Below are 25,221 nucleotides of genomic sequence, written 5' to 3'. Positions count from 1 at the left end.
GTGCGGTCCGGGTCACCACATCGGCACTGCACGGAGGCGCGGGATCACAGCACGTACCATTTCCGGCAGCTGACCACCCGTTGCCCCCGTCCGGAAAGGCCGGTCGCCGTGTCCCGTACGCAGTGGTGCTGCCTGGTGGCGGTGCTCGCGGTCGCACTGGGGCTGTTCTGCGGTCCGGGGACGGCTGTCGCGGGTGATGCGGGACGTGCGGCGGTCGCAGCTGCCGAGGCCGGCGCCGAAAGGCCGGCCGCTTCGGCCGGCCTCGGCGGGGATGTTGCGTCCACCGGCCCCGCCCCGGACGGCGCGTCGGCCGTGGACCCGCACGGTGCCCCGGGGTGCGGCAAGAGCCGGAAGCATGAGGACGGCGAGCCCGCTCTGCCGGGCCGGGCCCGTGCGGCGTACGACCAGGCGCCCGGCCTCGCCGAGTGGGGCCTGCCCGCCGCCACCGGACAGGGACCCGTCCGCCCGCCCGTGCGGATAAAGCTGCGCGGCCCCGCGGCTGCCGCGCCCACTCCGGTCGAGCTCTCCGTACTGAGGGTGTAGACGGCCGCTCTCCAACCGGCCGTTCCTCTTCCCTTCCGCATCACCAGCACGGAGTCCCGCATGCCCAAGTCCATGTCCTCACGTACGCCGTCGTCCAGGAAGCCGCTGATCTACGGCGCCGGAGTCGTAGTCGCCGCAGCCCTGCTCGGCTTCGTCTCCTACCGGGCCACCGCCCCCGACCACTCGGGTTCTTCCTCTTCCTCCTCGTCGGTCGCCGATGTCACTGCGGACCCGGACGCCGGCGTCTACCCGGAGCTGGCGAAGCTCGCCCGGCGCGACGCCGGTGACAAGCTCGCGCAGGGCAGGGTGGACGCGCCCGTCGTCCTCATCGAGTACGCCGACTTCAAGTGCGGCTACTGCGGCAAATTCGCCCGCGACACCGAACCGGCCCTGGTGAAGAAGTACGTCGACAACGGCACCCTGCGCATCGAGTGGCGCAACTTCCCGATCTTCGGCGCCGAGTCCGAGGCGGCCGCCCGCGCAGCCTGGGCCGCCGGGCAGCAGGGCCGCTTCTGGCAGTTCCACCGTGCCGCGTACGCCGAGGGGGTCAAGGAACAGGGCTTCGGCAAGGACCGGCTGAAGGCGCTCGCCCGGCAGGCCGGGATCGCGGACCTCGACCGGTTCACGCGTGACGCCGACAGCTCCGCCGCCTCCGCCGCGGTGGGCAAGGACCAGGAGCAGGGGTACGGGATCGGTGCGACCTCCACCCCGTCGTTCCTGATCAACGGCCGCCCGATCGCCGGGGCCCAGCCGATGGAGACCTTCACCCGGGTCATCGAGGAGGCGGCCGAGAAGGCCCGCAACACCGAGGACGCCAAGGGCGGCGGGGATGCCGAGGGCGCCGAGGGCGCCGAGGGCGGCGCGGAATGACGGCTGACATCGGCTACTTCGCGGCCTTCCTCGGCGGACTGCTCGCCCTGGTCAGCCCGTGCAGCGCGCTGTTGCTGCCCGCCTTCTTCGCGTACTCCATCGACTCCACCTCGCGGCTGCTGGCCCGCACCGGCATCTTCTACGCCGGTCTGGCCACCACCCTCGTCCCGCTCGGCGCCGCGGGCTCGTACGCCGGACGGCTCTTCTACAGCCACCGCGACGCGCTCGTCCTCGGCGCCGGGTGGCTGATCATCGTGCTCGGCATCGCGCAGATCGTGGGTCTGGGCTTCGCCTCGCGCCGGATCGCCGCGCTCAGCGGCCGGATCCGCCCGACCACCGCCGTATCCGTCTATGCGCTGGGCGCTGTATACGGACTGGCCGGTTTCTGCGCGGGTCCGATCCTCGGCAGCGTTCTCACCGTGGCGGCGGTCAGTGGCAGCCCGGTCTACGGTGGGTTGCTGCTCGCCGTCTACGCCCTCGGGATGGCCGTCCCGCTCTTTCTGCTCGCGCTGCTCTGGGAACGCTTCGACCTGGGCCGACGGGCCTGGCTGCGCGGTCGTACCTTCCGGCTCGGCCGCTTCGAGCTGCACACCACGACGCTGCTGTCGGGGTTTTTCTTCGTCGGTCTCGGCGCGCTGTTCCTCGCGTACGACGGGACGACCGCGCTGCCCGGACTGCTGGACGTGGACGAGTCGTTCGCCGTCGAGCAGTGGGCCCAGCGCGTCGGAGAGCATGTGCCGGACGCCATGGCGCTGGCGGCCGCGGCCGCGGTGGTGCTGCTGGTTCTGGCGGTACGGGCGTGGCGCGGCCGGGGCGTGAACTCGGCGGATCGGGAAGAGGCCTGACACGGCGAAGGCCCCGTCCATCGGACGGGGCCTTCGGGTGGTGGCTGGGGCCGGGATCGAACCGGCGACCTATCGCTTTTCAGGCGATCGCTCGTACCAACTGAGCTACCCAGCCACGCAGCTCATAAGGGCTGCAGCGGTCCTGACGGGATTTGAACCCGCGGCCTCCACCTTGACAGGGTGGCGAGCACTCCAAACTGCTCCACAGGACCAAGCTTTTGTGCGACTAAGTGTCGCACAAGGTGGTGCGTGCCCCCAACGGGATTCGAACCCGTGCTACCGCCTTGAAAGGGCGGCGTCCTGGGCCACTAGACGATGAGGGCAGAACTGCTGATGCTGCTGCTTCTGCGTCTGTCGCCCGAGGGGACGTGAGAAGCGTGTGACTCCGCTTTCCCCCGAGAGGTTCCGCTTCTCCTTCAACCTCTAGGGTCTCAGAACGGTCAAGCCCTGACCGGCGCCCTTGGGCACGTCGGAGACTGTACTACGGCGTTTCGGCGTCAGCCAAACCGAATAGGCGAAGGGGTCGCTCCGGTCGGGTTCTCCTCCGGCAGATGGCGGCTGACCTCGCCCGTCGTCGGGCCAGGACCGCCCGGCGCGATCCCGGCCCGGCCCGTGGGCGGCGGCGACCGGGCCCGGCGCGTGGCCGTACGGGACAATGGCGGGGTGCTGGAGATGACGCGCGAAGAGTTCGAAGAACTGGTCGCCGAGGCGCTGGACCGGATCCCGCCGGAGCTGACGCGGCTGATGGACAACGTCGCGGTGTTTGTCGAGGACGAACCCGCCCCGGGTGATCCGGAGCTGCTCGGGCTCTACGAGGGGACGCCGCTGACCGAACGCGGCGAGTGGTACGCGGGGGTGCTGCCGGACCGGATCACCATCTACCGCGGGCCGACGCTGCGGATGAGCGAGTCGCGCGAGGACGTCGTCGCCGAGACCGAGATCACGGTCGTCCATGAGATCGCCCATCACTTCGGTATCGATGACGAGAGGCTGCACGCGCTCGGCTACGGATGAGTGCGCGAGCGCCGTGCGGGTGGCGCACAGGAGGCGTGCGGGAGGTGTGCGGGCCGGGCGCGGGGCGTGTCCCCGGCGGGGCAAAGGGAGTTGGGCACGGCGCCCCCCGCTTCCTTTCGTACCGCTCCGCCCCCTCTTCGTATCCCGGAGGTGCCTCCCGTGCGCCAGTTGCCCGCCCCCGTCCGATGGGCGGCCGTCATCGCAGTGACGGTCGCCGCGTCCACAGGCTGTATGAGCGTCGGCGACGACGGAGGGAAACCGGCGCCGCCGTCGACGTCCGAGCCGAAGGGGAGTACGGCTGGGCCGGGCGGCGGCACCGTGGCGGGCACCGGCGGCTCCCGCCACGGTGGTGGCGGTGCCGAGGCGCATTCCGAACGGGAAGCGGCCGAATCGGCGGAGCCGAGCGGCTCCGCCGGCCCTTCGGGCTCGCCCGGCGGCGTACGCCCTGGTGCGAAGCCGGGTGGTCCGGGGCCGGTGGGGGGTGGCGGGCTGCCGGTGCCCTCGGTCTCGCAGCCGGGACCCGGAGTGCCGCATCAGCCCGAATCCCCGCCGCCGTCCGAGCCGGCCACCCCCGAGCCGCCCGCTTCCCCGGAGCCGGAGCCCTCGGAACCGTCGCCGCAGCCGTCCGCCTCGTCGGCGGCTCAGCTCCGCAAGCACGCGCTGCGTGCGCTGGAGGAGCCGGCGTCGCTGCGGACGCCGGATGTCTCGCCGCAGGTGGGGCCGGTGTAGCAGGGGGTCGAGGGAGGGCGGTTTGCGCAATGTGGGGGGGAGTGCGTATGGTGGTAGATCGTTTGATCCCATTGCCCGGCGCCGAAACAGAAGCGCGCCGTGTGGCGCGTACTCTCCCTTGCCGTGGCTGGACCGCATTGAGGCGGTCGAAATTGCGAATCACGGAGTTACGGGCGCGTGCCGAGACTCCGGAAGGTTTCGCATTTCGCATGTCAATTTCCAGTTCTGACCACACCGTCATGCCCGAGAACATCGAGAACGACGAGCTCGTCGAGGCCGCAGAGGCCGTCGTCGCCGAGTCCGCCGACTCCATCGAGGCAGACGCCACCCAGGCCGAGCAGGCCGACTCCGCCATCACCGCGGACGCCGAGCCGACCATCACCTTCGGCGACCTGGGCCTGCCCGAGGGCATCGTCCGCAAGCTCGCGCAGAACGGTGTGACCGCGCCCTTCCCGATCCAGGCCGCGACCATTCCGGACGCCCTGGCCGGCAAGGACATCCTGGGCCGTGGCCGTACCGGCTCCGGCAAGACCCTCTCCTTCGGTCTGCCGACCCTGGCCACCCTGGCCGGCGGCCACACCGAGAAGAAGAAGCCCCGCGCGGTCATCCTCACCCCGACCCGTGAGCTCGCGATGCAGGTCGCGGACGCGCTTCAGCCGTACGGCGACGTGCTCGGCCTGAAGATGAAGGTCGTCTGCGGCGGCACGTCGATGGGCAACCAGATCTACGCGCTGGAGCGCGGTGTCGACATCCTCGTCGCCACCCCGGGCCGGCTGCGCGACATCATCAACCGGGGCGCCTGCTCCCTGGAGAACGTCCAGGTCGCCGTCCTCGACGAGGCCGACCAGATGTCCGACCTGGGCTTCCTGCCCGAGGTCACCGAGCTCCTCGACCAGGTTCCGGTCGGCGGTCAGCGCATGCTCTTCTCCGCCACGATGGAGAACGAGATCGGCACGCTGGTCAAGCGCTACCTGGACAACCCGGTGAGCCACGAGGTCGACAGCGCCCAGGGCAACGTCACGACCATGACGCACCACGTCCTCGTCGTGAAGCCGAAGGACAAGGCGCCGGTCACCTCCGCCATCGCCGCCCGCAAGGGCCGCACCATCATCTTCGTCCGCACCCAGCTGGGCGCCGACCGCATCGCCGAGCAGCTCGTCGAGGCGGGCGTCAAGGCGGACGCACTCCACGGCGGCATGACGCAGGGTGCCCGTACCCGCGTGCTCGCCGACTTCAAGGACGGTTACGTCAACGCGCTCGTCGCGACCGACGTCGCCGCCCGCGGTATCCACGTCGACGGCATCGACCTGGTGCTGAACGTGGACCCGGCCGGTGACCACAAGGACTACCTGCACCGCTCGGGCCGTACCGCCCGTGCCGGCAAGTCCGGTGTCGTCGTCTCGCTGGCGCTGCCGCACCAGCGCCGTCAGATCTTCCGTCTCATGGAGGACGCGGGCGTCGACGCCTCGCGTCACATCGTGGGCGGCGCGGGTGCCTTCGACCCGGAGGTCGCCGAGATCACCGGCGCCCGTTCGCTGACCGAGGTCCAGGCCGACTCCGCGAACAACGCCGCCAAGCAGGCGGAGCGCGAGGTCGCCGACCTGACCAAGCAGCTGGAGCGCGTCCAGCGCCGCGCCGGTGAGCTGCGCGAGGAGGCCGACCGCCTGGTCGCCCGTGCCGCGCGCGAGCGGGGCGACGACCCCGAGGCCGCGGTGGCCGAGGCCGCCGCCGAGGCGGAGGCCGCGATCGAGGCGGCTGTCTCCGTGCCGGAGCAGGCCGCCGCCCGTGACGACCGTCGCGACGACCGCGGCAACTTCGACCGCCGGGACAGCCGCGGCGGCGACCGTGGCGGCTACCGCGGTGGCAACGACCGTCGTGACGACCGCGGTGGCGACCGTGGTGGTTTCCAGCGTCGTGACGATCGTCCGTCGGGTGGCTTCCGCCGCGACAACGACCGTCCGTCGTTCAGCCGCGACCGTCGTGACGACCGTCCGTCGGGCGGCTTCCGCTCCAACGACCGTCGTGACGACCGTGGAGGCCGTTCCTTCGACCGCCGCGACAACGACCGCCCGTCGTTCAACCGCGACCGTCGTGACGACCGCCCCTCCGGCGGCTTCCGCTCCGGCGGCAGCGACCGTCCGTTCAACCGCGACCGTCGTGACGACCGTCCCTCCGGCGGCTTCCGCTCCGGTGGCAGCGACCGTCCGACCGGCCGCCGCGACGACCACCGTGGCACCGGCACCAACACCGGTTCCTTCGGCCGCCGCGACGACAAGCCGCGCTGGAAGCGCAACGGCTGAACGCAGTGAACAAGACCTGCTGAAGGTCTGCTGAGAGCGGGCCCGTCCTTCACGGACGGGCCCGCTTCTCATTTCCCTCGCGTCTACGTCACAAGCGGAACGGCTGCTAAAATCCGGCGACTTGCCTGTGGGGGGCACGCGTCGAGGGCCGGCTCAGCATCGGACGCAGCGGCAGCGGACTGCAGGCAGGACGCCGTGATTCCCCCTTCCTTCATGGATTCCCGGGGAGGGACTCATCGTGGCTCGCCATTCACGCGGCCGTACAGCTCTGGTGACTCTGGCGGTGCTCGCCGCAGGCCTTGGCGTGATGCCGGCCGCGAGCGCCGAGGACACACCCGCCGATGTCGCGATCCCGGCGACGATGCGCACCACCCCGGGCACGAGCAGGATGATGGTCGCGGGGAACACGGGCTTCCTCCACTCCAGCACCACCCCGGGCAACTCCGGCCTGGACTGGACGACGTACGACGGTGTCACCCACCGGATCGAGGGCGGTGACGGCAGAGGGTCGTACGACCCGATCGAGTACTACGGGGCTGATTCGGACATCGTGGCGCTGCCGCCCCGCAGTGGTGAGCGTGATGTGGTGCTGCGGGACATGGGCACCGGGAAGTCGTGGACGGTCACCGTTCCGGATGGTCAGAGCTACGCGATGACGCTCGCGGACACCGTGGTCACCTACGGGCCCAGGGCGAACGACGGCACCATGACGGAGATCCATCTGCTGCGCTCCGAGAACGGTGTCGTCACGGACCGGCCGGTGACTGGCCTCCCGGAGGGCGCCTCCTTGTTCACCGGCGGCCGGGGCACCGCACAGGGGCTGTTGCGGAGCATCAGGATGCCCGGCACGGACTTTCTGCGGTACGGGTGGGTGGACCTCGCCACGGCCCGCCTCCACCTGCTGTCCGAGGGCACGCTCGGCACTCCCGCGGTCGCCGACGGCCGGCTGGTGAACGTGGAGCGGGACGGCGTACACATCTACCCGGCAGGGAACCTCACCACCGCCGAGAGTGTGGTGCCGCTGCCCGGCGGTGGTGCGCGGATCCTGGGCGCCGTCGGTGACGCGCTCGTGGTCGGACGGTACGACCCGGCGTACGGGGCGAAGCGGCAGAACGCCGCCCAGTGGCGTATCTCCGCCGTCCCCTTCGACGGCTCGGCGGAGCGTGAGCTGATCGCCCGCGCGGTCGCGGACCGGGTCGTCGTCCGGCCGGACGGCGGTCTGGTGATCATGGGCGGCTCGTCGGCGCTGGAGTACGGGTTCCGTGCCGTCACGGCCCAGGGCGGCGGCGAGGCCCATGTGGTGCCGCTGCATTCGATCGCGCCCGTGCCGTTCAGCACGCAGCGGCTGCTCATGGACCGCGGCCGGATCAGTGCGCTGGAGTACGGCGACGGCCGTACCGCGGTGTACACGCGCGACCTCACCGCCGCCTCACCCGGCTACGGCCCCCGCGTCGACCGCGGCAGCCTCCAGGGCGCGTTGAAACACTGCGGCGATACCGTGAGCAACTGTCCCGAACTCGTCGCCACCGGGGACGGCCGGACCGTGTACCGGAGCACCACCCCGGAGGGGGAGGGAGCGCTCTCCGTGGTGGCCGAGGGCGGTTTGTTCCCCGGAATCCAGTGGAAGACGGGCTTCAGCGGGGCGGGGACCGAGGACGGGTACTTCGGCACGGCCGTGCGCGCGGCCTCCGGGAACCTGGTGCTCGTCACCGGGAAGCCGGCCGGCGGCGAGCGCGAGCTGCGCGTCATCGACATCGACAACGGCACGGTGGTGCGCAAGGAGCCGATCGCCGTCAGCGCGCTCCGGGGCACCACCCTGTGGACCTCGTCCAGGACGGCCACGGCCGGGAGGCTGACCATGACGGCGCGTCAGGTGCGTACGGGTGCCACGCTGACGACCGCCACGGTGGGCGCCGCGTGCACCGCGCCCAACGACCTGCAGGCGGTGGGGGAATGGCTGTACTGGAAGTGCGACACCGCGACTGCGCCGTACCAGGCCGCGGGTGTGTACAACGTGCGCACCCACAAGAACGTCCCGCTCGCCGCTACCGGTACGGCGCAGCTCGGCAACGGCGTCGTCGTGGTCGACGGCGACCCGGCGACCCGGTACGACGTGCACAGCGGCACCGCCGTCGGGCAGAAGCTGGACGGGACGGGCCCTTCGCTCGACCCGCGGACCGGGGACGTCGCGCTCCGGGTGCAGTTCGGGATCCACGTGCTGCGTGCCGGTCTGCCGGCTGCCTCCCTCACCTCGCCGTACAGCGCGGTCACGGCGACCGTCGAGACGGACAGCACGCCCGTCGCCTGGCGGGGTGAGTGGTGGCTGTCCGAACCGGCGGCGTCCTGGACGCTCACGGTGAGGGACAGGGCGACGGGCCGGACCGTGGCCACCCGCTCGGGCGGAGCGGCCGCGTACTCCGTCGCCGCCTCCTGGGACGGGCGCGCCACCGGGGGCGGCTTCCTGCCCAATGGCGCGTACACCTGGACGCTGACCGCCCAGCCGGCCGACGGTGCGGGGGCGGCGCTCACGCAGTCCGGGACGGTGCGGCTGACCGGCGGGGCCGCGGTGCGCCGCGACTACTCGGGGGACGGCGTCGGTGACGTGCTGACGCTGAATTCCAAGGGGCAGTTCACCGTTCAGCGCGGTGACGGGGCGGGGAAGTTCAGCGGGAAGACGTCCGGCTCGGGCTGGCCGACATCGGCGGTCGCGGTGCCGTTCGGCGATCTGAACAACGATCGGTGCAACGACGTGCTGGTACGGATGACGGACGGCTCGCTGCGCGGCTACCGGCCCGGATGCGGCAAGGCGCTGACGCCCACGACCTCGTACACGAAGCTGGGCACCGGCTTCCAGGCGTACAAGACCCTCACCTCGCCCGGTGATCTGACCGGCGACGGGCGGGCGGATCTGCTCGGCTGGAAGACCACGACCGGCGACCTCTACCTCTTCGCCGCGAAGAGCGACGGCACGCTGGCCGCAGGGAGGAAGATCCGCTCGAAGTGGACCTACACCAAGATCATGGGCGTCGGCGACCTGAACGGCGACGGGTACGGCGACCTGCTGGCCAGGGACAAGTCGAACGAACTGTGGCGCTACAACGGCACGGCATCTGGCCAGTTCAAGGAGCGGGTGCTGGTCTTCAAGGACTGGGGAGCCTCGTACAACACCGTTGTCGGAGTCGGCGACATCACCGGTGACGGCAAGGCGGACATCGTCGAGCGGGACTCGGCGGGCAGGCTGTTCCGCAACAACGGCAACGGCAAGGGCTCCTTCAGCGGCCGTACGCAGATCGCCACCGGCTGGCAGGGCTACAAGGGCATCTTCTGACCCCGGATGCGGGCGAGGACTAGGGCGCGGCCTGCGGGCCGCGCCCTAGCGTCGTGCTGCGCCATGTTTTCCCAGTCGTGACCACGGCGGCGGCATGCGTGCACCGGGCCGAGGGCATCGCTGGGGTCATGACAACAGACGAGGCCGAAAGCAAACCACCGCCGGGCGTCTCCGACGAGGAGCGTCTTGCGCAGCTCGGGTACACGCAGACGCTGGCCCGGCGTATGTCGGCATTCTCCAACTACGCCGTCTCGTTCACGATCATCTCGGTGCTCTCCGGATGCCTCACGCTCTACCTCTTCGGCATGAACACCGGCGGCCCCGCCGTCATCACCTGGGGATGGGTCGGCGTCGGCCTGATGACGCTGTTCGTCGGCCTGGCGATGGCCGAGATCTGTTCGGCGTACCCGACCTCCGCCGGCCTCTACTTCTGGGCCCACCGGCTGGCCCCGCCGCGCTCGGCGGCGGCCTGGGCCTGGTTCACGGGCTGGTTCAACGTCCTCGGCCAGGTCGCCGTCACGGCCGGGATCGACTTCGGGGCGGCGTCCTTCCTGGGCGCGTATCTGAACCTCCAGTTCGACTTCGCGGTCACGCCCGCCCGTACGATCCTGCTCTTCGCCGTGATCCTGCTGCTGCACGGTCTGCTCAACACCTTCGGCGTACGGATCGTCGCGATCCTGAACAGCGTGAGCGTGTGGTGGCACGTCCTCGGGGTCGCGGTCATCGTCGGCGCCCTGACCTTCGCGCCGGACAAGCATCAGTCGGCGTCCTTCGTCTTCACCGAGTTCGTGAACAACACCGGCTGGGGCAGCGGCTTCTACGTCGTGATGATCGGCCTGCTGATGGCGCAGTACACCTTCACCGGCTACGACGCCTCCGCCCATATGACGGAGGAGACCCACGACGCGGCCACGGCAGGCCCGCGCGGCATCGTCCAGTCGATCTGGACCTCCTGGATCGCCGGATTCGTTCTCCTCCTCGGCTTCACGTTCGCCATCCAGTCGTACGACGGAGCGCTGAGCTCCTCGACGGGCGCCCCGCCCGCCCAGATACTCCTGGACGCCCTCGGCGCCACCACCGGCAAACTCCTCCTGCTGGTCGTGATCGGCGCGCAGCTCTTCTGCGGGATGGCGTCCGTGACCGCCAACAGCCGTATGATCTACGCCTTTTCCCGGGACGGGGCCCTGCCCTTCTCCCGCGTCTGGCACACGGTCAGCCCCCGCACCCGCACTCCCGTCGCCGCGGTCTGGCTCGCCGCCCTCGGTGCCCTGGCGCTGGGCCTTCCGTACCTGATCAACGTCACGGCGTACGCGGCGGTGACCTCGATCGCCGTGATCGGCCTGTACATCGCCTACGTGATCCCCACTCTGCTCCGCCTGCTCCGGGGTGACGACTTCACCCCGGGCCCCTGGCACCTGGGCCGCTGGTCCCGCCCGATCGGCGTCGTCGCGGTCGCCTGGGTCCTGATCATCACCGTGCTCTTCATGCTGCCCCAGGTCTCGCCGGTCACCTGGGAGACGTTCAACTACGCCCCGATCGCGGTCCTGGTGGTCCTCGGCTTCGCGGCGACGTGGTGGCTGGCCTCTGCCCGTCACTGGTTCCTCAACCCGGATCACCAACGCACTACCGCCCCCGACGAACCTCGCGGAAGCTCCGCCGACACCCCGGTGAAGCCCCTCTGAAGCCTCCTGATCCCGTCGTGACGGGGCCCGGTAACCGATACCCGATCGGCGGCCGGGCTCCGGCGGGCTATGCTCTGGGGTGATTCGCCGAGGGCCGTTAGCTCAATTGGCAGAGCAGCGGACTTTTAATCCGTTGGTTGTGGGTTCGAGTCCCACACGGCCTACACGTGGCGGGTGAGGGGGCACCCCTCTGACCTGCGGCTCAGCGCCCCGACCGGTTTCTGCCGGGCGGGGCGCTTCGTCGTACGGGGGATCTTGCGCCGGTCCCGTCGAGGAACCGGGGCTCGCAACTCGGCATCGAGATCACCTGGAAGGGACGTCTCGGAGTGCCGGACGAGCCGTTGAGGTCGCGCACAACAGAGGAACGTGCGGTCAGGACGGCTGGGCGTCGCGTTCGCCCCGGTGGGCGGTGTTCTTGCGCTCCTGCGCGTGGGCGTGGGCCATGAGGCCGAGGAGGATGACCAGGAGTACGGCCGAGGAACCCGGTGTGCCGAGATCGAGGCCGCCCTTGGCGGCAGGTTTGGTGAGGAAGTCACCGGCGGTGGCGCCCAGGGGGCGGGTGAGGACGAAGGCGATCCAGAACAGCGCGACATTGGGGACGGCCGGCACCCGCATCAGAGCGGCGAGTACGGCCAGGAGCGCTGTGACGAGCAGGGCGCCGCCGGCGTAGCCGAGGCCGGAGCTGTCGGAGAGGAAGTCGCCCATGGACGTACCCAGTGTGTTCGACACCAGGATCGCGGACCAGAAGAGGGCCTCGCCACGGAAGGTGACGATGTCGCGGATGGCGAAGGTCTGTCCGGTGAGCTTCCAGACGATGAAGATGGCCATCAGCAGGGAGATCAGGATCGCGGCACCTGCGGGGTATCCAAGGCCGAGGCCCTGCGGGCCCCAGCCCAGTGAGGTCGTGCCCGCCGTGAGGTACTCGGCGCTGGCGTCACGGTTCATGAAGTCCGACATGGTGGTGCCGGCCATGCTCGTGGACAGGATGACCGTCCAGTAGAAGAACGGGTTGTAGCGCTTGGACCGCAGCTGCACCACCAACGTCAGTACGAACACCAGGAACAGCGCGATCGTGGTGAGGAAGTAGCCCAGTCGCAGCGTCTGGGAGAACAGATCTCCGGCCGTCTCACCGAGGGTGGTGGCGGCGATCTTCATGATCCAGAAGGCCAGAGTGACCTCCGGGAGCTTCTTCATCACGTACCGGCGCTCACTGGTGACATCCACCGCGGTGAGGAATTCCGACTGTCCCAAGGCGCACTCCTGGTCGACCGTTCGGTGCCTCACTGCGGGGGCAATGGGCGACCGGTTGTTGTGGGACAGCGGTGAACGGCATCAGGCGCCCCGTTCGCACCCCGGCCGCACCTGTGCGCCGGCCTCTCGCCGCATCCCTGCGTCTACGCAACGTAGACCGTCTACAGCGATGTAGACGGTATGACACTCCCGCCCCAGGGCCACACCGCAGGGAACGGGTGTTCCGGTCCGGTCGGCCCGGTGCTCTCCCTGAGCCGGCGGAGTGATCACCATGTCCTCGCCGGCGTGCGGGGCTCGAAGGGGTCTACGACGATGTGCTGACGGCCGGTCTCGGTGACGGTGGGTCAGGTTCCGGCGAGGTGATGACCACGATCGATCCGGATGTGCAGCAGGCGGCCGACGATGGGCTGAGGGGCCACCGGGGCGCCGCTGTCGCCGTGGATGCCGGGGCGGCACATCAGGCTGCCGGCTCGATGTTCTGGTTGAAGTGGAAGAAGTTGTACGGGTCGTAGGTGCGCTTGATGGCCGCGAGGCGGTCGTAGTGGTCGCGGTAGGTGGCGCGTACCCGTTCCGGGGTCTCGCCCGCGCCGATGAAGTTCACGTACGTACCGCCCATGGAGTGCGGGTGCAGCTCCTCCCAGTAGTCGACGCACCACTGCCTGAGCTTCTCGGCGTTGTCCGGGTCCGGATCGATGCCCGCGATCACGCCGGACCAGACCGCGTCCCGGTAGGCCCAGGCGGTGTCGTCGGGGCCCGGCCGGTGGGCGGCACCGTCGACCGGGTACAGGTGCGTGGTCGACAGGTCGGTGGGGAGGTTCTCGGCGTACTTGGCGTGCACGGCGATGGCGTCGTCGGTGATCCGGTCGAAGAAGTTGCCGCGCCAGTACCACTGCAGGCCGGCAGGGAGCAGCTCGTCGAACATGGACTGCAGGGTGGTGTAGGGCATCGGCGTCGTGAAGTGGAAGGCGGGCGCGCCGGGGTCGCCCACGGGCTTCAGGGCGGCTTCGAGGAGGCCGGGGTCGCCCGTCCAGCACCACACGACACCGCACATCTTCTGACCCTGGACCTCCTCCGGGAAAGGGGGACCGGGCGGCACGGTGAGCGCGGCGAAGAAGCCGCTCAGGTCTTCGGGGGCCTGTGGCAGGAAGTCGCGGTACCAGCGCAGTATTTCGGGGGTCCGGTCGACCGGCCAGAGGGTGATGGCGACGCCCACGGTGTCCACCGGGTGCATCCGGAAGGTGAAGGAGGTGACGATGCCGAAGTTGCCGCCCCCGCCGCGCAGCGCCCAGAACAGGTCGGGGTGGGTGGTGTCGCTCGCCGTCACCGCAGTGCCGTCCGCCAGGACCACGTCCGCGGCCAGCAGGTTGTCGGCTGTCAGGCCGTATCTGCGGGTGAGGTGGCCGTGGCCGCCGCCGAGGGTGAGGCCGCCGACGCCGGTGGTCGACTGGATTCCGGCGGGGGTGGCCAGCCGGAAGGCGTGCGCCGCGTGATCGAGGTCGCCGAGCGTGGCGCCGCCGCCGACCGTGGCCGTTCGCGCGGTGGGGTCGATGTGTGCCCAGCGCATGGGTGACAGGTCGATGGTGACGCCGTCGTCCGCCAGGCACAGGCCGGCGGCGCTGTGTCCGCCGCCGCGGACCGTGAGCACGAGACCCTCGTCCCGGACGAAGTCGACCGCGGCCATGACGTCCGCCGCGTCGCTGCACCGCACCACGGCCGCCGGACGTTTGTCGATCATGGCGTTGTAGATCGTGCGGGCGGTTCGGTACTCCGGGTCCTGCGGACCGATGACGGGACCGCGCAGCGCGCTCCGCATCGCGTCCAGGGTTTCGAGCGTGGTGCCATTCATGGTCCGGCCATCTCCCTGCTCGCCGAGATGGGGACCGCACTCCGTCAGACCCGCCCTGCCGGGCCGCCGGCGTGTGCTGCTGTACGCCGGCGCTCCGGCACCCCGGAACCGCGGGCGGAAGCGGCCACCGTGGGCTGATGTCTCAAGCCTCCCCGCGGTGCGGGAGCCGTGCCAGTCCGCCGGACCGGGCGGAGGGAGACATACGCGTCACGGCTGCGGGGATGCGCTCAGACGAGGAGCTTCGTCTTCGCCCGTTGGTACTCCTCGTCCGTGATGGCTCCCCTGTCCTTCAGCTCGGCGAGTCTCGCCAGGTCGTCGACGTGACCGCCCTTCTTCGGGCCGCTCGCGTCCGAGGTGCCGGCGGCTTCCCGTACGTACGCCTTGAAGGCCGCTTCACGTTGCTGCGCCTCCTTGACGTCCCGCTGCCCCATGGATTTGCCGCGCACGATCACGTACACGAGGACGCCGATGTACGGCAGCAGCAGGGCCACGATCAGCCAGCCGGCCTTGCCCCAGCCGCCGAGGTCGTCGCTGCGGAAGATGTCCGCGACGACCTTGAAGAGCAGGAACAGCCACATGATCCAGAGGAAGAACCAGAGCATGGTCCAGAAGAGGTTGAGCAGGGGGTAATTGTCCACTGTCGGCTCCCCGGTCACCGCGAGTCCATCGCGTCGACTGACTGAATAGTAAATCAGTCATATCACCACATAACTACCCTCGCTCGTTGTCGTTCGGGGCCGTTCTCCGGGGCGATCCTCCGGGGCGGGTGCGGAGTACCGTGGAAGTGTCGAGGGAGGCTCGGGCCTCCAGGAGGCGGGGTCGCCTCGTGTTCATGAAGCGGCGTGGGATGCGACGCGGAGAGCGGCGTGAGCGGCGGTGCGAGCAGGCGTGCGCAGGAACGTTCGCGAGGGCGCATGCACACGGCAGATGAGTCCGCCCGGAGCCCGGTCGGGGCGATCGGCCGCGTCACCGTGCCGATTCCGGCCGATGGCCCGGGCGAAGTGCTGGTGGCCGTACGGGGTGGGTCGGAGGCCTACACCGCATGGTCGGCGACGTCGATCGACAGGGACGTGCGCGTCGTTGTCGTCGACTCGGTCTCGGCGCGGGGCGTGATCGTGGAACGACTGCCGTCCTGAGCCGAAGCAATGACGTCGCCACGCCGAGCAGTGAGGTATCTGCGTCGGGCAGTGACGTAGGTACGCCAGGCAGTCATGTACGGCAGGAGTCTTCCGATGTTCTTCTGGCACGTTCCCGCCCCCAACGAGGCGATGCTCATATCCGGTTCCAAGGGGCAGACGCTGGACACCCAGTTCCGGATCGTCACCGGGCACGGCAGTTTCGTGCTCCCGGTGAAGCAGAAGGCGCGCATGCTCTCCCTGGCGCTGCGCGAGGCGGAGATCACCGAGGACTGTGTGACACAGCAGGGAATCCGTCTCAACGTCCGCGCGGTCGCCGTCTTCAAGGTCGGTGACGACGCTGTCTCCATCGCCAACGCCGCACGTCGCTTCCTGTCCGAGCAGGAACAGATGGAGGAGCTCGCCGGCCGGATCTTCGCCGGTCACCTGCGTTCCATCGTCGGCGGGCTGACTGTCGAGCAGATCATCCGGGAACGGAACCGGGTCTCCCAGGAGGTCATCGCCGGGAGCCACGGCGAGATGGAGAAACTCGGCATCGTGGTGGACGCCCTCCAGATCCAGGAGATCGACGACGCCACCGGCTACATCAACAATCTCGCTGCCCCGCACGCGGCAGCCGTCGCCAGCCAGGCCCGGATCGCCGAGGCCAGGGCCGACCAGGAAGCGGCCGAGCGGGAACAGCAGGCCGCGGCGCTCAAGGCCGAGTACGAACGGGACACCGCGATCAAGCGGGCCGGCTTCCTCGCCGAGACCGAGCAGTACAACGCCCGCGCAGCCCAGGCCGGACCGCTCGCCCAGGCCAGGGCGTCGCAGGAGGTCATAGAGGAGCAGACCGCTCTGGCCGAGCGACAGGCCGCTCTCGCCGCGCAACGGCTCGAAGCGGAAGTCCGACGTCCGGCGGACGCCGAGGCGTACCGTCAGCGCACTCTCGCGGAAGCGGCCCGTGACCGGGCGAAGTTCGAGGCCGACGGCAGCGCGTACACCGAGCGGACCCTCGCCCAGGCGCAGGCCGACGCCAACAGCGTGCGCGCCACCTCGCTGCGCGACGGCAACCAGGAGCTCATCGCGGCCAACCGCATCGTGGAGAACCTGCCCGCCCTGGCCGACGCGGCCGCCCGCGGCATGTCGGGGGCCGACCTCACCGTTCTCAACGGCACCAATGGTGTCAATGAGATGGCGGCGGGCGTGGTCGGCCAGGGGCTGGCGATCCTCCACGCGCTGCAACGCGGCGCGAACCCGATGAAGTCTCCGGCGGTCAACGGGAAGGCCACACCCCGCATCACCGAGACGAACTGAAGGCCACTCCTCGTATCGCCGGGACGAACTGAGGGGGAGGGGACGGCAGTCGCGCTGTTCGCCGTCACCACACGGGGAGCACGGACCGGGCGCCGAGCGGCCATGATTCGCCGAGTGGTCATTCGCGCGCCGGACATGCCGTAGAGTTGTGTTCATCGACGCGGGGTGGAGCAGCTCGGTAGCTCGCTGGGCTCATAACCCAGAGGTCGCAGGTTCAAATCCTGTCCCCGCTACTGAAGAATCAGGCCCGGCACGCATGCAGCGTGCCGGGCCTGATTCATTTCCGCGTCGCGCTCCGGCGCGTGGCACGGCCGGCCTGTGGGCCCATGAAGGAGCAGGTCCGGGCGGTGTGTGAGCTGTACCACGCACGTACTCCCATTGGTCGATGAGGAGTCGCCGCGCGGTTCCGCTCCGGCGAGTCTGGGGGTGGGGCGCGGTACCGTCCGCAGCCGCGCGCGTACCGGGCAGGAGACCACAGGTGTGGAAGCGGCTGAAGCGGCGCGGCAGACATGCCGAGGGCGACACCCGTACCCGGCGGTTCGTCCGCATGCTGCCTGCCCTGATGATCATCGGCGGGCTGGTGTTCGATCTCCTCACCCCGCCGATCTTCACCGCCATTCCGCTGTTCGTGGCGGCGCCGCTGATCGCCGCGCCGTTCTTCTCGCTGTCCAGCACCATCTGCATCGGCATTGCCTCCATGGTGGCCGTCACCGTGCTGCGGCTGTACAGCAACTCTTTGCCTCTGGCAGTGCCGTTGATCGAGTTGCTCACTCTGGCCACCGTCTCGGCGCTCGCGGTCGTGATCAACGCGGTCGTGCGGCGCGGCAACGAGCAGCTGGCCTCCGCGCGGGTCATCGCGGAGACCGCCATGCGGGCGGTGCTGCCGAAGCCGTCCGACCGGATCGGCGGGCTGCATGTGGCGGCGCGGTACGTGGCGGCGCAGGCGGACGAGTTCGTCGGCGGCGACCTGTTCGCCGTGGCGGACACCCCTCAGGGGGTGCGACTGGTGGTCGGGGACGTGCGGGGGAAGGGGCTCGGCGCCGTGGAGTCGGTGGCGGTTGCCATCGGGGCGTTCCGGGAGGCGGCCGAACAGGAGCGGTCGCTGGAGGGCGTGGCACAGCGGCTGGAACGGGCGCTGGCGCGGGAGGGGGCGCGGGGCGGGCTGGACGCGGTCGAAGGCTTCATCACCGCCGTACTGGCCGAGATCCCGTCCGGGGTGTCCCGGGTGCGGATCGTCAACCGTGGTCATCCCGAGCCGATCCTGCTGCACCCGGGCGGGGCGGTGGAGGTGCTGGGGCCCACGGTGCCCGCGCTGCCGCTCGGGATGGACCTGGGGGTGTGGCCCGACCGGGCGGACGAGTGGGAACTGCCGGCGGGGACGACCCTGCTCCTCTACACCGACGGCCTCTCCGAGGCGCGGAACGCCGATGGGGTCTTCTACGACCCGGCGGCCCGGCTGCACGGGCGGATCTTTCCGGGGCCCGAGGAATTGTTGTCCGCGCTGACCGATGACGTGCGGCTGCACACCGGAGGCGAGACGACCGACGACATGGCGCTGCTCGCGGTCGTATGTCCCGCGGAGGGGCAGCCGGACCGGCGCAGGACCGTGAAGATCGTAGGCCTGGAGGAGGCGTGACGGGTGGGGCGGGTGCTTCGTGCGGATCGAGTGCTTCGTGCGGGCCGGCTGCCTCGTGCGGGCCGGATATTTCGCACGGGCCGGATGTTTCGCGCGGCCTGGGGTGCGAACCCGGGCGCGGAATGCCACCGTACGTAACCGAAAGGCGTCGCTCCGCATAACATTTGACGCAACGTCAGAAACGGGGTAATGACTGAAGGTCGATCAACTCGTCCGATTCCACCCGGTTGTGTCCCGTAAAGTCCAGGCCAAAGACCTGAACGATCAGTGGGAACAGCTTGGAATCAGACCCGTGTGTCTATTAACGTTCGATAACGCAGCGCGGTCGTCCCAGCCGTCGTCAGTGGCGGCACCGTGCGCGAGCGCCGAATTCCGCAAGGGAACCGGGGAACCACCTACATGGGGTGAATCGGACACCTGTGTCTCGTGAGAGGCAGAGGCGCCCGTAGGAGACCTTCCTGCTCCGAACCCGTCAGCTAACCCGGTAGGCGAGAAGGAAGGAAAGGAGTGCGCCCCCGTGGCGTCCAACAAGCCTGCCCCCGAGGCCCCCTCTCGGTTCAGTCCCGAGTTCAGCTCCGACTTCGGCGCCGAGACGGGTGGCGACTTCGCCGGTGAGTTCGGTGGCGAATTCCGCGCCGACGGCAACGGCGAGCCCGACAGAAGCTGGGACGAGTGGAACCCCACCGAGGAGTCCGTCCGCCCCGTACGCGGTAAGCACCGCGTCGCCAAGCAGCGCAACGGACTTGCCCGTAGCTCCACGGTGCTCGGGGTCGGCGTCATCGCGGCAGTCGGCGCGGGCGGCATGGCCACCGCGCAGAGCAAGCCGCCGGTCTCCATCTCTCTTCCCGACTCCATCTCGGACAACCTCCCCGACGCCAAGTCTCTTCCCGGCGTGGGTTCCCTGTTCTCCGGTGAGTCCGAGGCCGACAAGTCCGCGGCCGCCGCCGCAGCCGCCCCGCTCACCACCGCCGGTCTCACCACCGCCGAGGCCGAGCAGGGCACGACGGACGCGGGCGAGGCACTCCGCGCCCGCATCCTCCAGCAGGCCGAGCAGCAGCAGGACGCCGCCGACGCCGAGGCCAAGGCGGCCCAGGAGAAGGCGGCTGCGGAGAAGGCCGCCGCCGAGGCCAAGAAGCAGCAGGACGCGGCCGAGGCCAAGGCCGCCGCCGAGAAGAAGAAGGCCGAGGAGGAAGCCAAGGCGAAGGCCGAGGCCCTGCGGCTCGCCAAGCTCGCCGCCAGCTACGCCATTCCGACCTCCTCGTACACGATCACCTCGACCTTCGGTCAGGCCGGCTCGATGTGGTCCTCCGGCCACCACACCGGCCTCGACTTCGCGGCGCCGACCGGCACCCCGATCAAGGCCGTGCACGGCGGCACCATCAAGTCGGCGGGCTGGTCCGGTTCGTACGGCTACCGCACGGTGCTGGAGCTCGACGACGGTACGGAGCTGTGGTTCTGCCACCAGTCCTCGATCGGCGTCAGTGTCGGCCAGAAGGTCACCACCGGTGAGACCATCGGCCGGGTCGGCGCGACCGGCAATGTCACGGGCCCGCACCTCCACCTGGAGGTCCACACCTCCGACGGTACGGGCATCGACCCGATGGCCTGGCTGCGCGACAAGGGCCTCAACCCCTGATCCGCCGGCCGCCTCCCGGCCTTCGTGATCCGATCCGGTTCACAGGCCGTTGAACCCCGGCAGTCCTGGCGCTCACCCCCCGACGTCAGGGCTGCCGGTCTGCCGGAATAGCGGACCCGCCGGAGTCCGTTGATCAAGGTATGACTTCTCTTCGTAAGCTGGGCCCCTCCGACCTCCAGGTCTTCCCGCTCGCCCTCGGCGGCAACGTCTTCGGCTGGACCGCCGACGAGGCGCAGTCGTTCGCCGTGCTGGACGCCTACGCCGCGGCGGGCGGCAACTTCATCGACACCGCCGACGCCTACTCCGCCTGGATCCCGGGCAACGAGGGCGGCGAGTCGGAGACCGTCATCGGCAAGTGGCTCGCGGCACGCTCCAACCGTTCCGACATCGTCGTCGCCACCAAGGTCGGCGCCCACCCCTCGTACAAGGGACTCTCCGCCGCGAACATCAAGGCCGCGGCCGAGGAGTCACTGCGCCGGCTCGGCACCGACCACATCGATCTGTACTACACCCACTTCGACGACGAGACCGTCCCGGTCGAGGAGATCATCACCGCTCTCGACCACCTGGTGCAGGAGGGCAAGGTCCGGGAGATCGGCGCCTCCAACATCAGCCCCGAGCGGCTGCAGGCGTCCTTGGACTTCTCGGAGCGCGAGGGGCTGGCCCGTTACGTCGCACTGCAGCCGCACTACAACCTGGTCTCCCGCGACACGTACGAGGGTGAGCTCCAGGACACGGCCGCCCGGGCCGGGCTCGCCGCCGTCCCGTACTTCGCCCTGGCCTCCGGGTTCCTCACCGGTAAGTACCGTCCGGGCGCTTCGGTGGAGAGCGCGCGGGCCGAGAAGGCCGGTCAGTACCTGGAGTCGGACCGGGGGCAGAAGGTCCTGGCGGCGCTCGACAAGGTCGCCCAGGAGCGCGGCGCGGAGATCGCGACCGTCGCGCTTGCGTGGCTCGCGTCCCGGCCGACCGTCGCCGCGCCGATCGCCTCGGCCCGTACGGTCGAGCAGCTGCCCGCCCTGGTGGCCGTCGCCGACCTCTCGCTGACCGAGCAGGAACTGGCGGACCTCACCGAGGCATCCGCCTGACGGGGCGGCCGGGCCGTCCACGGATGGGCGGACGACGGCTGGCGAACGCCCCTGGAACGCTGCGTTACTGCTGTGGCGGCGGCCGGTGCGGGGTCAGATAGGGGTTGTAGCCGTAGCCGCCGTACTGCGCGTGCTGCGGGAACGGGTATGCGTAAGGGGCCGTCGGCAGGTGATGGGGGCGCAGGCGGCCCGTCGCCTGCGCCGCGTACGTCAGCGCGGGAGCGGCCACGTCCCTGCGCTGCCAGAGATGGTGCAGCAGCTCCAGCTCGCGCTCGGCGAAGTCCGGGCCCGCCGCCCCGCGGCGGGCCCGTCGGCGCAGCGAGGCCAGTGATGTCGCGAACGATTCGTACTCGGCGACGGCGCGGGCGGCAGCCCTGCCGTGGGCCTTGGCCTGCGCGTCGGCACGAGCCCTGAACCGGGCGGACGGCCCGCGCCCGGGCGGCACCTGACCCGGCCCGAATCCCGGCGGGTGTGCCTGCGCGTATCCCGGTCCGTACGGGCTTCCCCAGGCCGGGGCGACGTGTCGAAGGCGTGCCGCGTCGCGTGCCATGCCGCGGGCCCGCATCGAGGAGAGGGCGAGCGGTTCGGCGGGCGTCAGCCAGCCGGCCGCCGCATAGGCGGGCAGCTCGGCCGAGAGTGTACGCAGCTCCCGCTGGCGCGACCAGATCGCCAGCCAGGTCACCAGGCCGAAGACCGGGACCATGAACACCCCGTACACGGCATAGAAGCCGTACGGGCCGAATGACGCCGACCCGTTCCACAGGGCGTGCATGCCCATGGCGAGGACGAGACCCAGCAGCGGCAGCGCGATGCGGCGGATCCGGCGGTGCCGCGCACTGACCGCCGCGAGCCCGAAACCAATTCCGGTCAGCACCGTGAAGAGCGGGTGCGCGAACGGCGACATCACCGCCCGGACGAAGAACGTCGCGGCGGTCACCGAGACGACGCCCGAGGTGCCTATCTGCTGGTCCTCACCGAAGGCGGTGCCCAGGTAGAGGATGTTCTCGGTGAAGGCGAAGCCGCTCGCGGTGAAGCCGGCGACGACGACACCGTCGACGATTCCGTTGAACTCCCGTCTTCGGAACAGGAAGATCAGCAGGACGGCAACGGCCTTGGCGCTCTCCTCGATGACCGGCGCTATGACCGTGGCGCCGAGGGTGTCGGCGCCCGACGGGTCGGCGGTGGCCGTGGCTATCCAGCGGGTAGCGAACGAATTTGCGATGATCGCGACCAGGGCGGCCGCGAACGCACCCCAGGCGAAGGAGAACAGCAGATTCCGCCACGGTGCCGGTTCGACCCGGTCCAGCCAGCGGAACGCCGCCATCAGGAGCGGGACGGGCAGCACGGCAAGACCCAGACCTACGAGAAACCCCTCGGTGCCCGTCTGATCGCGGACCAGGGCCAGGATCGCCAGACCGCACAGCGCCAGCACCGTGAACACGGCCGCGATGCGGAATGTCCTGCTGCGCCACACCATGCCGACGCGGCGCGGCCGGTAACGCCAGTGCCTGCGCTCCGGCACGGCAGCCAGGATCTCACCGACCCGCTGCTCCTCGAGGAGCGGGACGGCCGGCTGCGACTGCCGCTGCTGGACAGACCCGTCGGACACCACCCGATGACCCTAACGAGCAGCACTGACAGCTGGCCATGGGGCGACGGGTCCGTCAGGTCCCGTAACCGGCTCCGCGCGCAGGTCTCAGCGGCGGGCGAAGAGCAGGTCGTGCACGACATGGCCCTTGTCGAGGCCCTGCCCCTCGAACCGGGTCAGCGGCCGGAACGCCGGCCGCGGCGCATAGCCGCCGTCCGCCAGGGTGTTCTCGAAGAGGGGATGCGCGGTCAGCACCTCAAGCATCTGCTCGGCGTACGGCTCCCAGTCGGTCGCACAGTGGATCACGGCCCCCGGCTTCAGCCGCTGCGCCACCAGATCGAGGAACTCCGGCTGGATCAGCCGCCGCTTGTGATGGCGCTTCTTGGGCCACGGGTCGGGGAAGTACACCCGCAGTCCGTCCAGCGAGTCCGGCTTCAGCATCTCGCGCAGCAGGATGATCGCGTCACCGTTGGCGACCCGGATGTTGGACAGGCCGTTCCGGTCCGCGAGGCCCAGCAGATTTCCCTGGCCCGGGGTGTGCACATCGACGGCGAGAATGCCCGTACCCGGGTCGTCGGCCGCCATCTGCGCTGTGGCCTCACCCATTCCGAAACCGATCTCCAGCACGGCCGGGAGCCCGTCGAACAGCTCGGGCAGGTCGAGGACGCGCTGCCCGTCGATGTCCAGGCCCCACTTCGGCCAGAGCCTCAGCAGGGCGTCCTCCTGGCCGGGCGTGACGCGGCTGCGGCGCGGCTGGAAGCTGCGGATCCGGCGCTCGTGGTGCGATCCGGCCGGATCGATCGCGGGTCCGCCGGGGAAGCGCGGCTCCTGGCGCAGCCTGCGCTGCCGCTCGAAGGAGGCGGCGCGCAGATCGTCCGGAATCCCGGCTGCGGCGGAGGCGGGGGCGTGGACCGAGGAGACGGTGCCCGTCTCGGCTGCGGCGCTGCTCGTTCCGGCCGCGGCCTCGCCGGGCGTCGGGGCGGAAGGACTCGCGGAGGGGTTCAAGGACTCAGACACAATGCCCCGATTCTACGGCGGGCGGCTTCCACCCCGTCCCCCGTGCCCGGAGCAGCGCCCTGCGTGCCACCTCCCGCCCGATGGGCAGGGAGGCCGTCGCGGCGGGCGACGGAGCGTTCAGCACGTGCACGGTGTGCGGGGCCTCGCGGATCAGGAAGTCGTCCACCAGGGTGCCGTCCCGGAGCACGGCCTGGGCCCTGACCCCGGCCGTGGCCGGACGCAGATCGGACTCCGTGACCTCGGGCAGCAGCCGTTGCACGGCTTTCGTGAACGCCCGCTTCGACAGTGAACGGTGCACCTCGCCCGCGCCGTAGCGCCAGTGTCTGCGCGCGATCTGCCAGGTGCCGGGCCAGGCCAGGGTGTCCGCCAGCTCACGGGGGCGTACGACGGGCCAGCCGTACCCCTCGCGGGCCAGCGCCGGCACCGCGTTCGGCCCGACGTGGACGCTGCCGTCGTGGCCACGGGTCAGATGCACGCCGAGGAACGGGAACGCCGGATCGGGCACCGGATAGACCAGGCCGCGCACCAGCTCCGGCCGTGCCAGCTCGTAGTACTCCCCCCGGAAGGGCACGATCCGCACCCCCGGGTCGTCGCCCGCGAGCCGCGCCACCCGGTCGCAGTGCAGCCCCGCGCAGTTGACCAGCACCCGGGCCCGTACCACCGGACCGTCCGCCGTACGCACCGCCACGCCCCAGGGGCGCCGGTCGATCGCGGTGACCTCCGCCCCGTAACGGATCACCCCGCCCGCCCCGCTCACCTCGGCGGCGAACCGCGCCGCGACCGCCCCGAAATCGCACACCCCGGTCGTTCCGACGCGGATCGCGGCGATCCCGTGCACCTGCGGCTCGTACTCCGCGATCTGGGCGGGCCCCAGCTCGCGCACCGGCAGCCCGTGCTGCCGACCGCGCTGGACCAGTGCGTGCAGCCGGGGCAGCTCGGACCGCTCGGTCGCGACGATCAGCTTGCCGGTCACCGCGTGCGCGATGCCGTGCTCGGCGCAGAAATCGACCATTTCGGCGGCGCCGCGCACCGCGTAACGGGCCTTGAGCGAGCCGGGGCGGTAGTAGATGCCGCTGTGGATCACTCCGCTGTTGCGCCCGGTCTGGTGACGGGCGGGGCCCCACTCCTTCTCCAGCACCGCCACCCGGGTGCCCGGAGCGGTGCGCGTGATCGCATACGCCGTCGACAGGCCGACGATCCCGCCGCCGATCACCAGCACATCGCAGTCGTACGCCGCGTGCGTCATCACCACGCCACCTCCCACCCCGATAGTGCACTGACCCACTGACAACGTACTCAAACCAGCGAAGCCCAGCGTGGCGCCGAATCCTTACGCCTGGCGGCGGCCGGATGCCGCCCGGACGCCGTCCAGACACTGTTTGTATGCCGCAAGAACGTCGTGGCGACACGGAGAGGAGG

Annotated in this window: 19 protein-coding genes, 5 tRNA genes and 1 riboswitch; of the genes, 15 read left to right on the top strand and 9 right to left on the bottom strand. The window is 70.3% G+C overall.

What is annotated here, in order from left to right:
• Positions 1–108: 108 nt before the first annotated feature.
• Genes GA0115254_RS08450 through GA0115254_RS08440 form a run of 3 tightly spaced genes read left to right on the top strand, consistent with a single transcriptional unit; the run spans position 109 to position 2,258 of the window.
• Positions 109–543 carry a hypothetical protein gene (locus GA0115254_RS08450; protein WP_093894662.1) on the top strand — a complete coding sequence of 145 codons (435 nt, stop codon included), beginning with the start codon at positions 109–111 and terminating at the stop codon, positions 541–543.
• Positions 544–603: 60 nt separating this feature from the next.
• Complete coding sequence (locus GA0115254_RS08445) at positions 604–1,413, top strand: DsbA family protein (protein ID WP_093894661.1); 810 nt, start codon at positions 604–606, stop codon at positions 1,411–1,413.
• The gene (locus GA0115254_RS08440) at positions 1,410–2,258 is read left to right on the top strand and encodes a cytochrome c biogenesis CcdA family protein (protein ID WP_093894660.1); all 849 of its coding nucleotides are present in this window, start codon (positions 1,410–1,412) and stop codon (positions 2,256–2,258) included. The genes GA0115254_RS08445 and GA0115254_RS08440 overlap by 4 nt, the downstream gene beginning before the upstream one ends.
• 38 nt (positions 2,259–2,296) lie before the next feature.
• Here GA0115254_RS08440 and GA0115254_RS08435 read toward each other — a convergent pair.
• The 3 genes from GA0115254_RS08435 to GA0115254_RS08425 all read right to left on the bottom strand — a co-directional run bounded on the left by GA0115254_RS08435 (position 2,297) and on the right by GA0115254_RS08425 (position 2,581).
• Positions 2,297–2,373: transfer RNA gene (locus GA0115254_RS08435), tRNA-Phe, on the bottom strand.
• Between the two features lie 22 nt (positions 2,374–2,395).
• Positions 2,396–2,470 (bottom strand) — tRNA-Asp (locus GA0115254_RS08430).
• A 38-nt stretch (positions 2,471–2,508) separates the two neighbouring features.
• Positions 2,509–2,581 (bottom strand) — tRNA-Glu (locus GA0115254_RS08425).
• 340 nt (positions 2,582–2,921) lie between these two features.
• On the opposite strand from GA0115254_RS08425, the gene GA0115254_RS08420 reads away from it, so the two are divergent.
• From GA0115254_RS08420 to GA0115254_RS08395, 6 genes are all read left to right on the top strand, one after another.
• Positions 2,922–3,272, top strand: coding sequence for a metallopeptidase family protein (locus tag GA0115254_RS08420; protein ID WP_218105517.1), 351 nt, complete (start codon positions 2,922–2,924; stop codon positions 3,270–3,272).
• Positions 3,273–3,431: 159 nt separating this feature from the next.
• On the top strand, positions 3,432–4,001 hold the full coding sequence (locus GA0115254_RS08415) for a hypothetical protein (protein ID WP_093894659.1): 570 nt from the start codon (positions 3,432–3,434) through the stop codon (positions 3,999–4,001).
• A gap of 239 nt (positions 4,002–4,240) precedes the next feature.
• Positions 4,241–6,301 carry a DEAD/DEAH box helicase gene (locus GA0115254_RS08410; protein WP_093894658.1) on the top strand — a complete coding sequence of 687 codons (2,061 nt, stop codon included), beginning with the start codon at positions 4,241–4,243 and terminating at the stop codon, positions 6,299–6,301.
• 238 nt (positions 6,302–6,539) lie between these two features.
• Positions 6,540–9,629 (top strand): FG-GAP-like repeat-containing protein, encoded by a 3,090-nt coding sequence (locus GA0115254_RS08405; protein WP_141720780.1) that lies wholly within the window; start codon positions 6,540–6,542, stop codon positions 9,627–9,629.
• Positions 9,630–9,757: 128 nt separating this feature from the next.
• Positions 9,758–11,311: an amino acid permease gene (locus GA0115254_RS08400; protein ID WP_093894685.1), complete on the top strand. Its 1,554-nt coding sequence runs from the start codon at positions 9,758–9,760 to the stop codon at positions 11,309–11,311.
• Positions 11,312–11,402: 91 nt separating this feature from the next.
• Positions 11,403–11,475: transfer RNA gene (locus GA0115254_RS08395), tRNA-Lys, on the top strand.
• Positions 11,476–11,683: 208 nt separating this feature from the next.
• On the opposite strand, the gene GA0115254_RS08390 is transcribed toward GA0115254_RS08395, so the two are convergent.
• From GA0115254_RS08390 to GA0115254_RS08380, 3 genes are all read right to left on the bottom strand, one after another.
• Positions 11,684–12,562 carry a COG4705 family protein gene (locus GA0115254_RS08390; protein ID WP_256102447.1) on the bottom strand — a complete coding sequence of 293 codons (879 nt, stop codon included), beginning with the start codon at positions 12,560–12,562 and terminating at the stop codon, positions 11,684–11,686.
• A gap of 457 nt (positions 12,563–13,019) precedes the next feature.
• Positions 13,020–14,408: an FAD-binding oxidoreductase gene (locus GA0115254_RS08385; RefSeq protein WP_093894656.1), complete on the bottom strand. Its 1,389-nt coding sequence runs from the start codon at positions 14,406–14,408 to the stop codon at positions 13,020–13,022.
• A gap of 227 nt (positions 14,409–14,635) precedes the next feature.
• On the bottom strand, positions 14,636–15,046 hold the full coding sequence (locus GA0115254_RS08380; protein WP_093894683.1) for an SHOCT domain-containing protein: 411 nt from the start codon (positions 15,044–15,046) through the stop codon (positions 14,636–14,638).
• Between the two features lie 276 nt (positions 15,047–15,322).
• Between GA0115254_RS08380 and GA0115254_RS08375 the strand changes: the two genes are divergently transcribed.
• The 6 genes from GA0115254_RS08375 (at position 15,323) to GA0115254_RS08350 (ending at position 21,197) form a co-directional block, all read left to right on the top strand.
• The gene (locus tag GA0115254_RS08375; RefSeq protein WP_093894655.1) at positions 15,323–15,544 is read left to right on the top strand and encodes a hypothetical protein; all 222 of its coding nucleotides are present in this window, start codon (positions 15,323–15,325) and stop codon (positions 15,542–15,544) included.
• Between the two features lie 96 nt (positions 15,545–15,640).
• Positions 15,641–16,840, top strand: a complete 1,200-nt coding sequence (locus GA0115254_RS08370) for an SPFH domain-containing protein (RefSeq protein WP_093894654.1) — start codon at positions 15,641–15,643, stop codon at positions 16,838–16,840.
• Between the two features lie 159 nt (positions 16,841–16,999).
• Positions 17,000–17,073, top strand: a tRNA-Met gene (locus tag GA0115254_RS08365).
• A 245-nt stretch (positions 17,074–17,318) separates the two neighbouring features.
• Positions 17,319–18,476, top strand: a complete 1,158-nt coding sequence (locus tag GA0115254_RS08360) for a PP2C family protein-serine/threonine phosphatase (protein ID WP_256102446.1) — start codon at positions 17,319–17,321, stop codon at positions 18,474–18,476.
• Between the two features lie 353 nt (positions 18,477–18,829).
• A riboswitch (cyclic di-AMP (ydaO/yuaA leader) is annotated at positions 18,830–18,982 on the top strand.
• 11 nt (positions 18,983–18,993) lie between these two features.
• Positions 18,994–20,112: a M23 family metallopeptidase gene (locus GA0115254_RS08355; RefSeq protein ID WP_093894652.1), complete on the top strand. Its 1,119-nt coding sequence runs from the start codon at positions 18,994–18,996 to the stop codon at positions 20,110–20,112.
• 140 nt (positions 20,113–20,252) lie between these two features.
• Positions 20,253–21,197: an aldo/keto reductase gene (locus tag GA0115254_RS08350; protein ID WP_093894651.1), complete on the top strand. Its 945-nt coding sequence runs from the start codon at positions 20,253–20,255 to the stop codon at positions 21,195–21,197.
• Between the two features lie 64 nt (positions 21,198–21,261).
• Here the strand turns inward: GA0115254_RS08350 and GA0115254_RS08345 are convergent, their stop codons facing one another.
• From GA0115254_RS08345 to lhgO, 3 genes are all read right to left on the bottom strand, one after another.
• Complete coding sequence (locus tag GA0115254_RS08345) at positions 21,262–22,806, bottom strand: PrsW family intramembrane metalloprotease (RefSeq protein WP_093894682.1); 1,545 nt, start codon at positions 22,804–22,806, stop codon at positions 21,262–21,264.
• Positions 22,807–22,893: 87 nt separating this feature from the next.
• The gene (trmB, locus tag GA0115254_RS08340; RefSeq protein WP_093894650.1) at positions 22,894–23,805 is read right to left on the bottom strand and encodes a tRNA (guanosine(46)-N7)-methyltransferase TrmB; all 912 of its coding nucleotides are present in this window, start codon (positions 23,803–23,805) and stop codon (positions 22,894–22,896) included.
• Positions 23,795–25,051: an L-2-hydroxyglutarate oxidase gene (gene lhgO / locus GA0115254_RS08335; RefSeq protein WP_093894649.1), complete on the bottom strand. Its 1,257-nt coding sequence runs from the start codon at positions 25,049–25,051 to the stop codon at positions 23,795–23,797. Before lhgO ends, trmB begins: the two co-directional genes overlap by 11 nt.
• Positions 25,052–25,221: the final 170 nt, after the last annotated feature.

Origin of the sequence: Streptomyces sp. Ncost-T10-10d (genome assembly GCF_900091955.1) — a bacterium.
Taxonomy (GTDB): domain Bacteria; phylum Actinomycetota; class Actinomycetes; order Streptomycetales; family Streptomycetaceae; genus Streptomyces.
The sequence above is the reverse complement of the archived record's forward strand: the minus strand, read 5'-3'. Positions and strand labels throughout refer to the sequence as shown.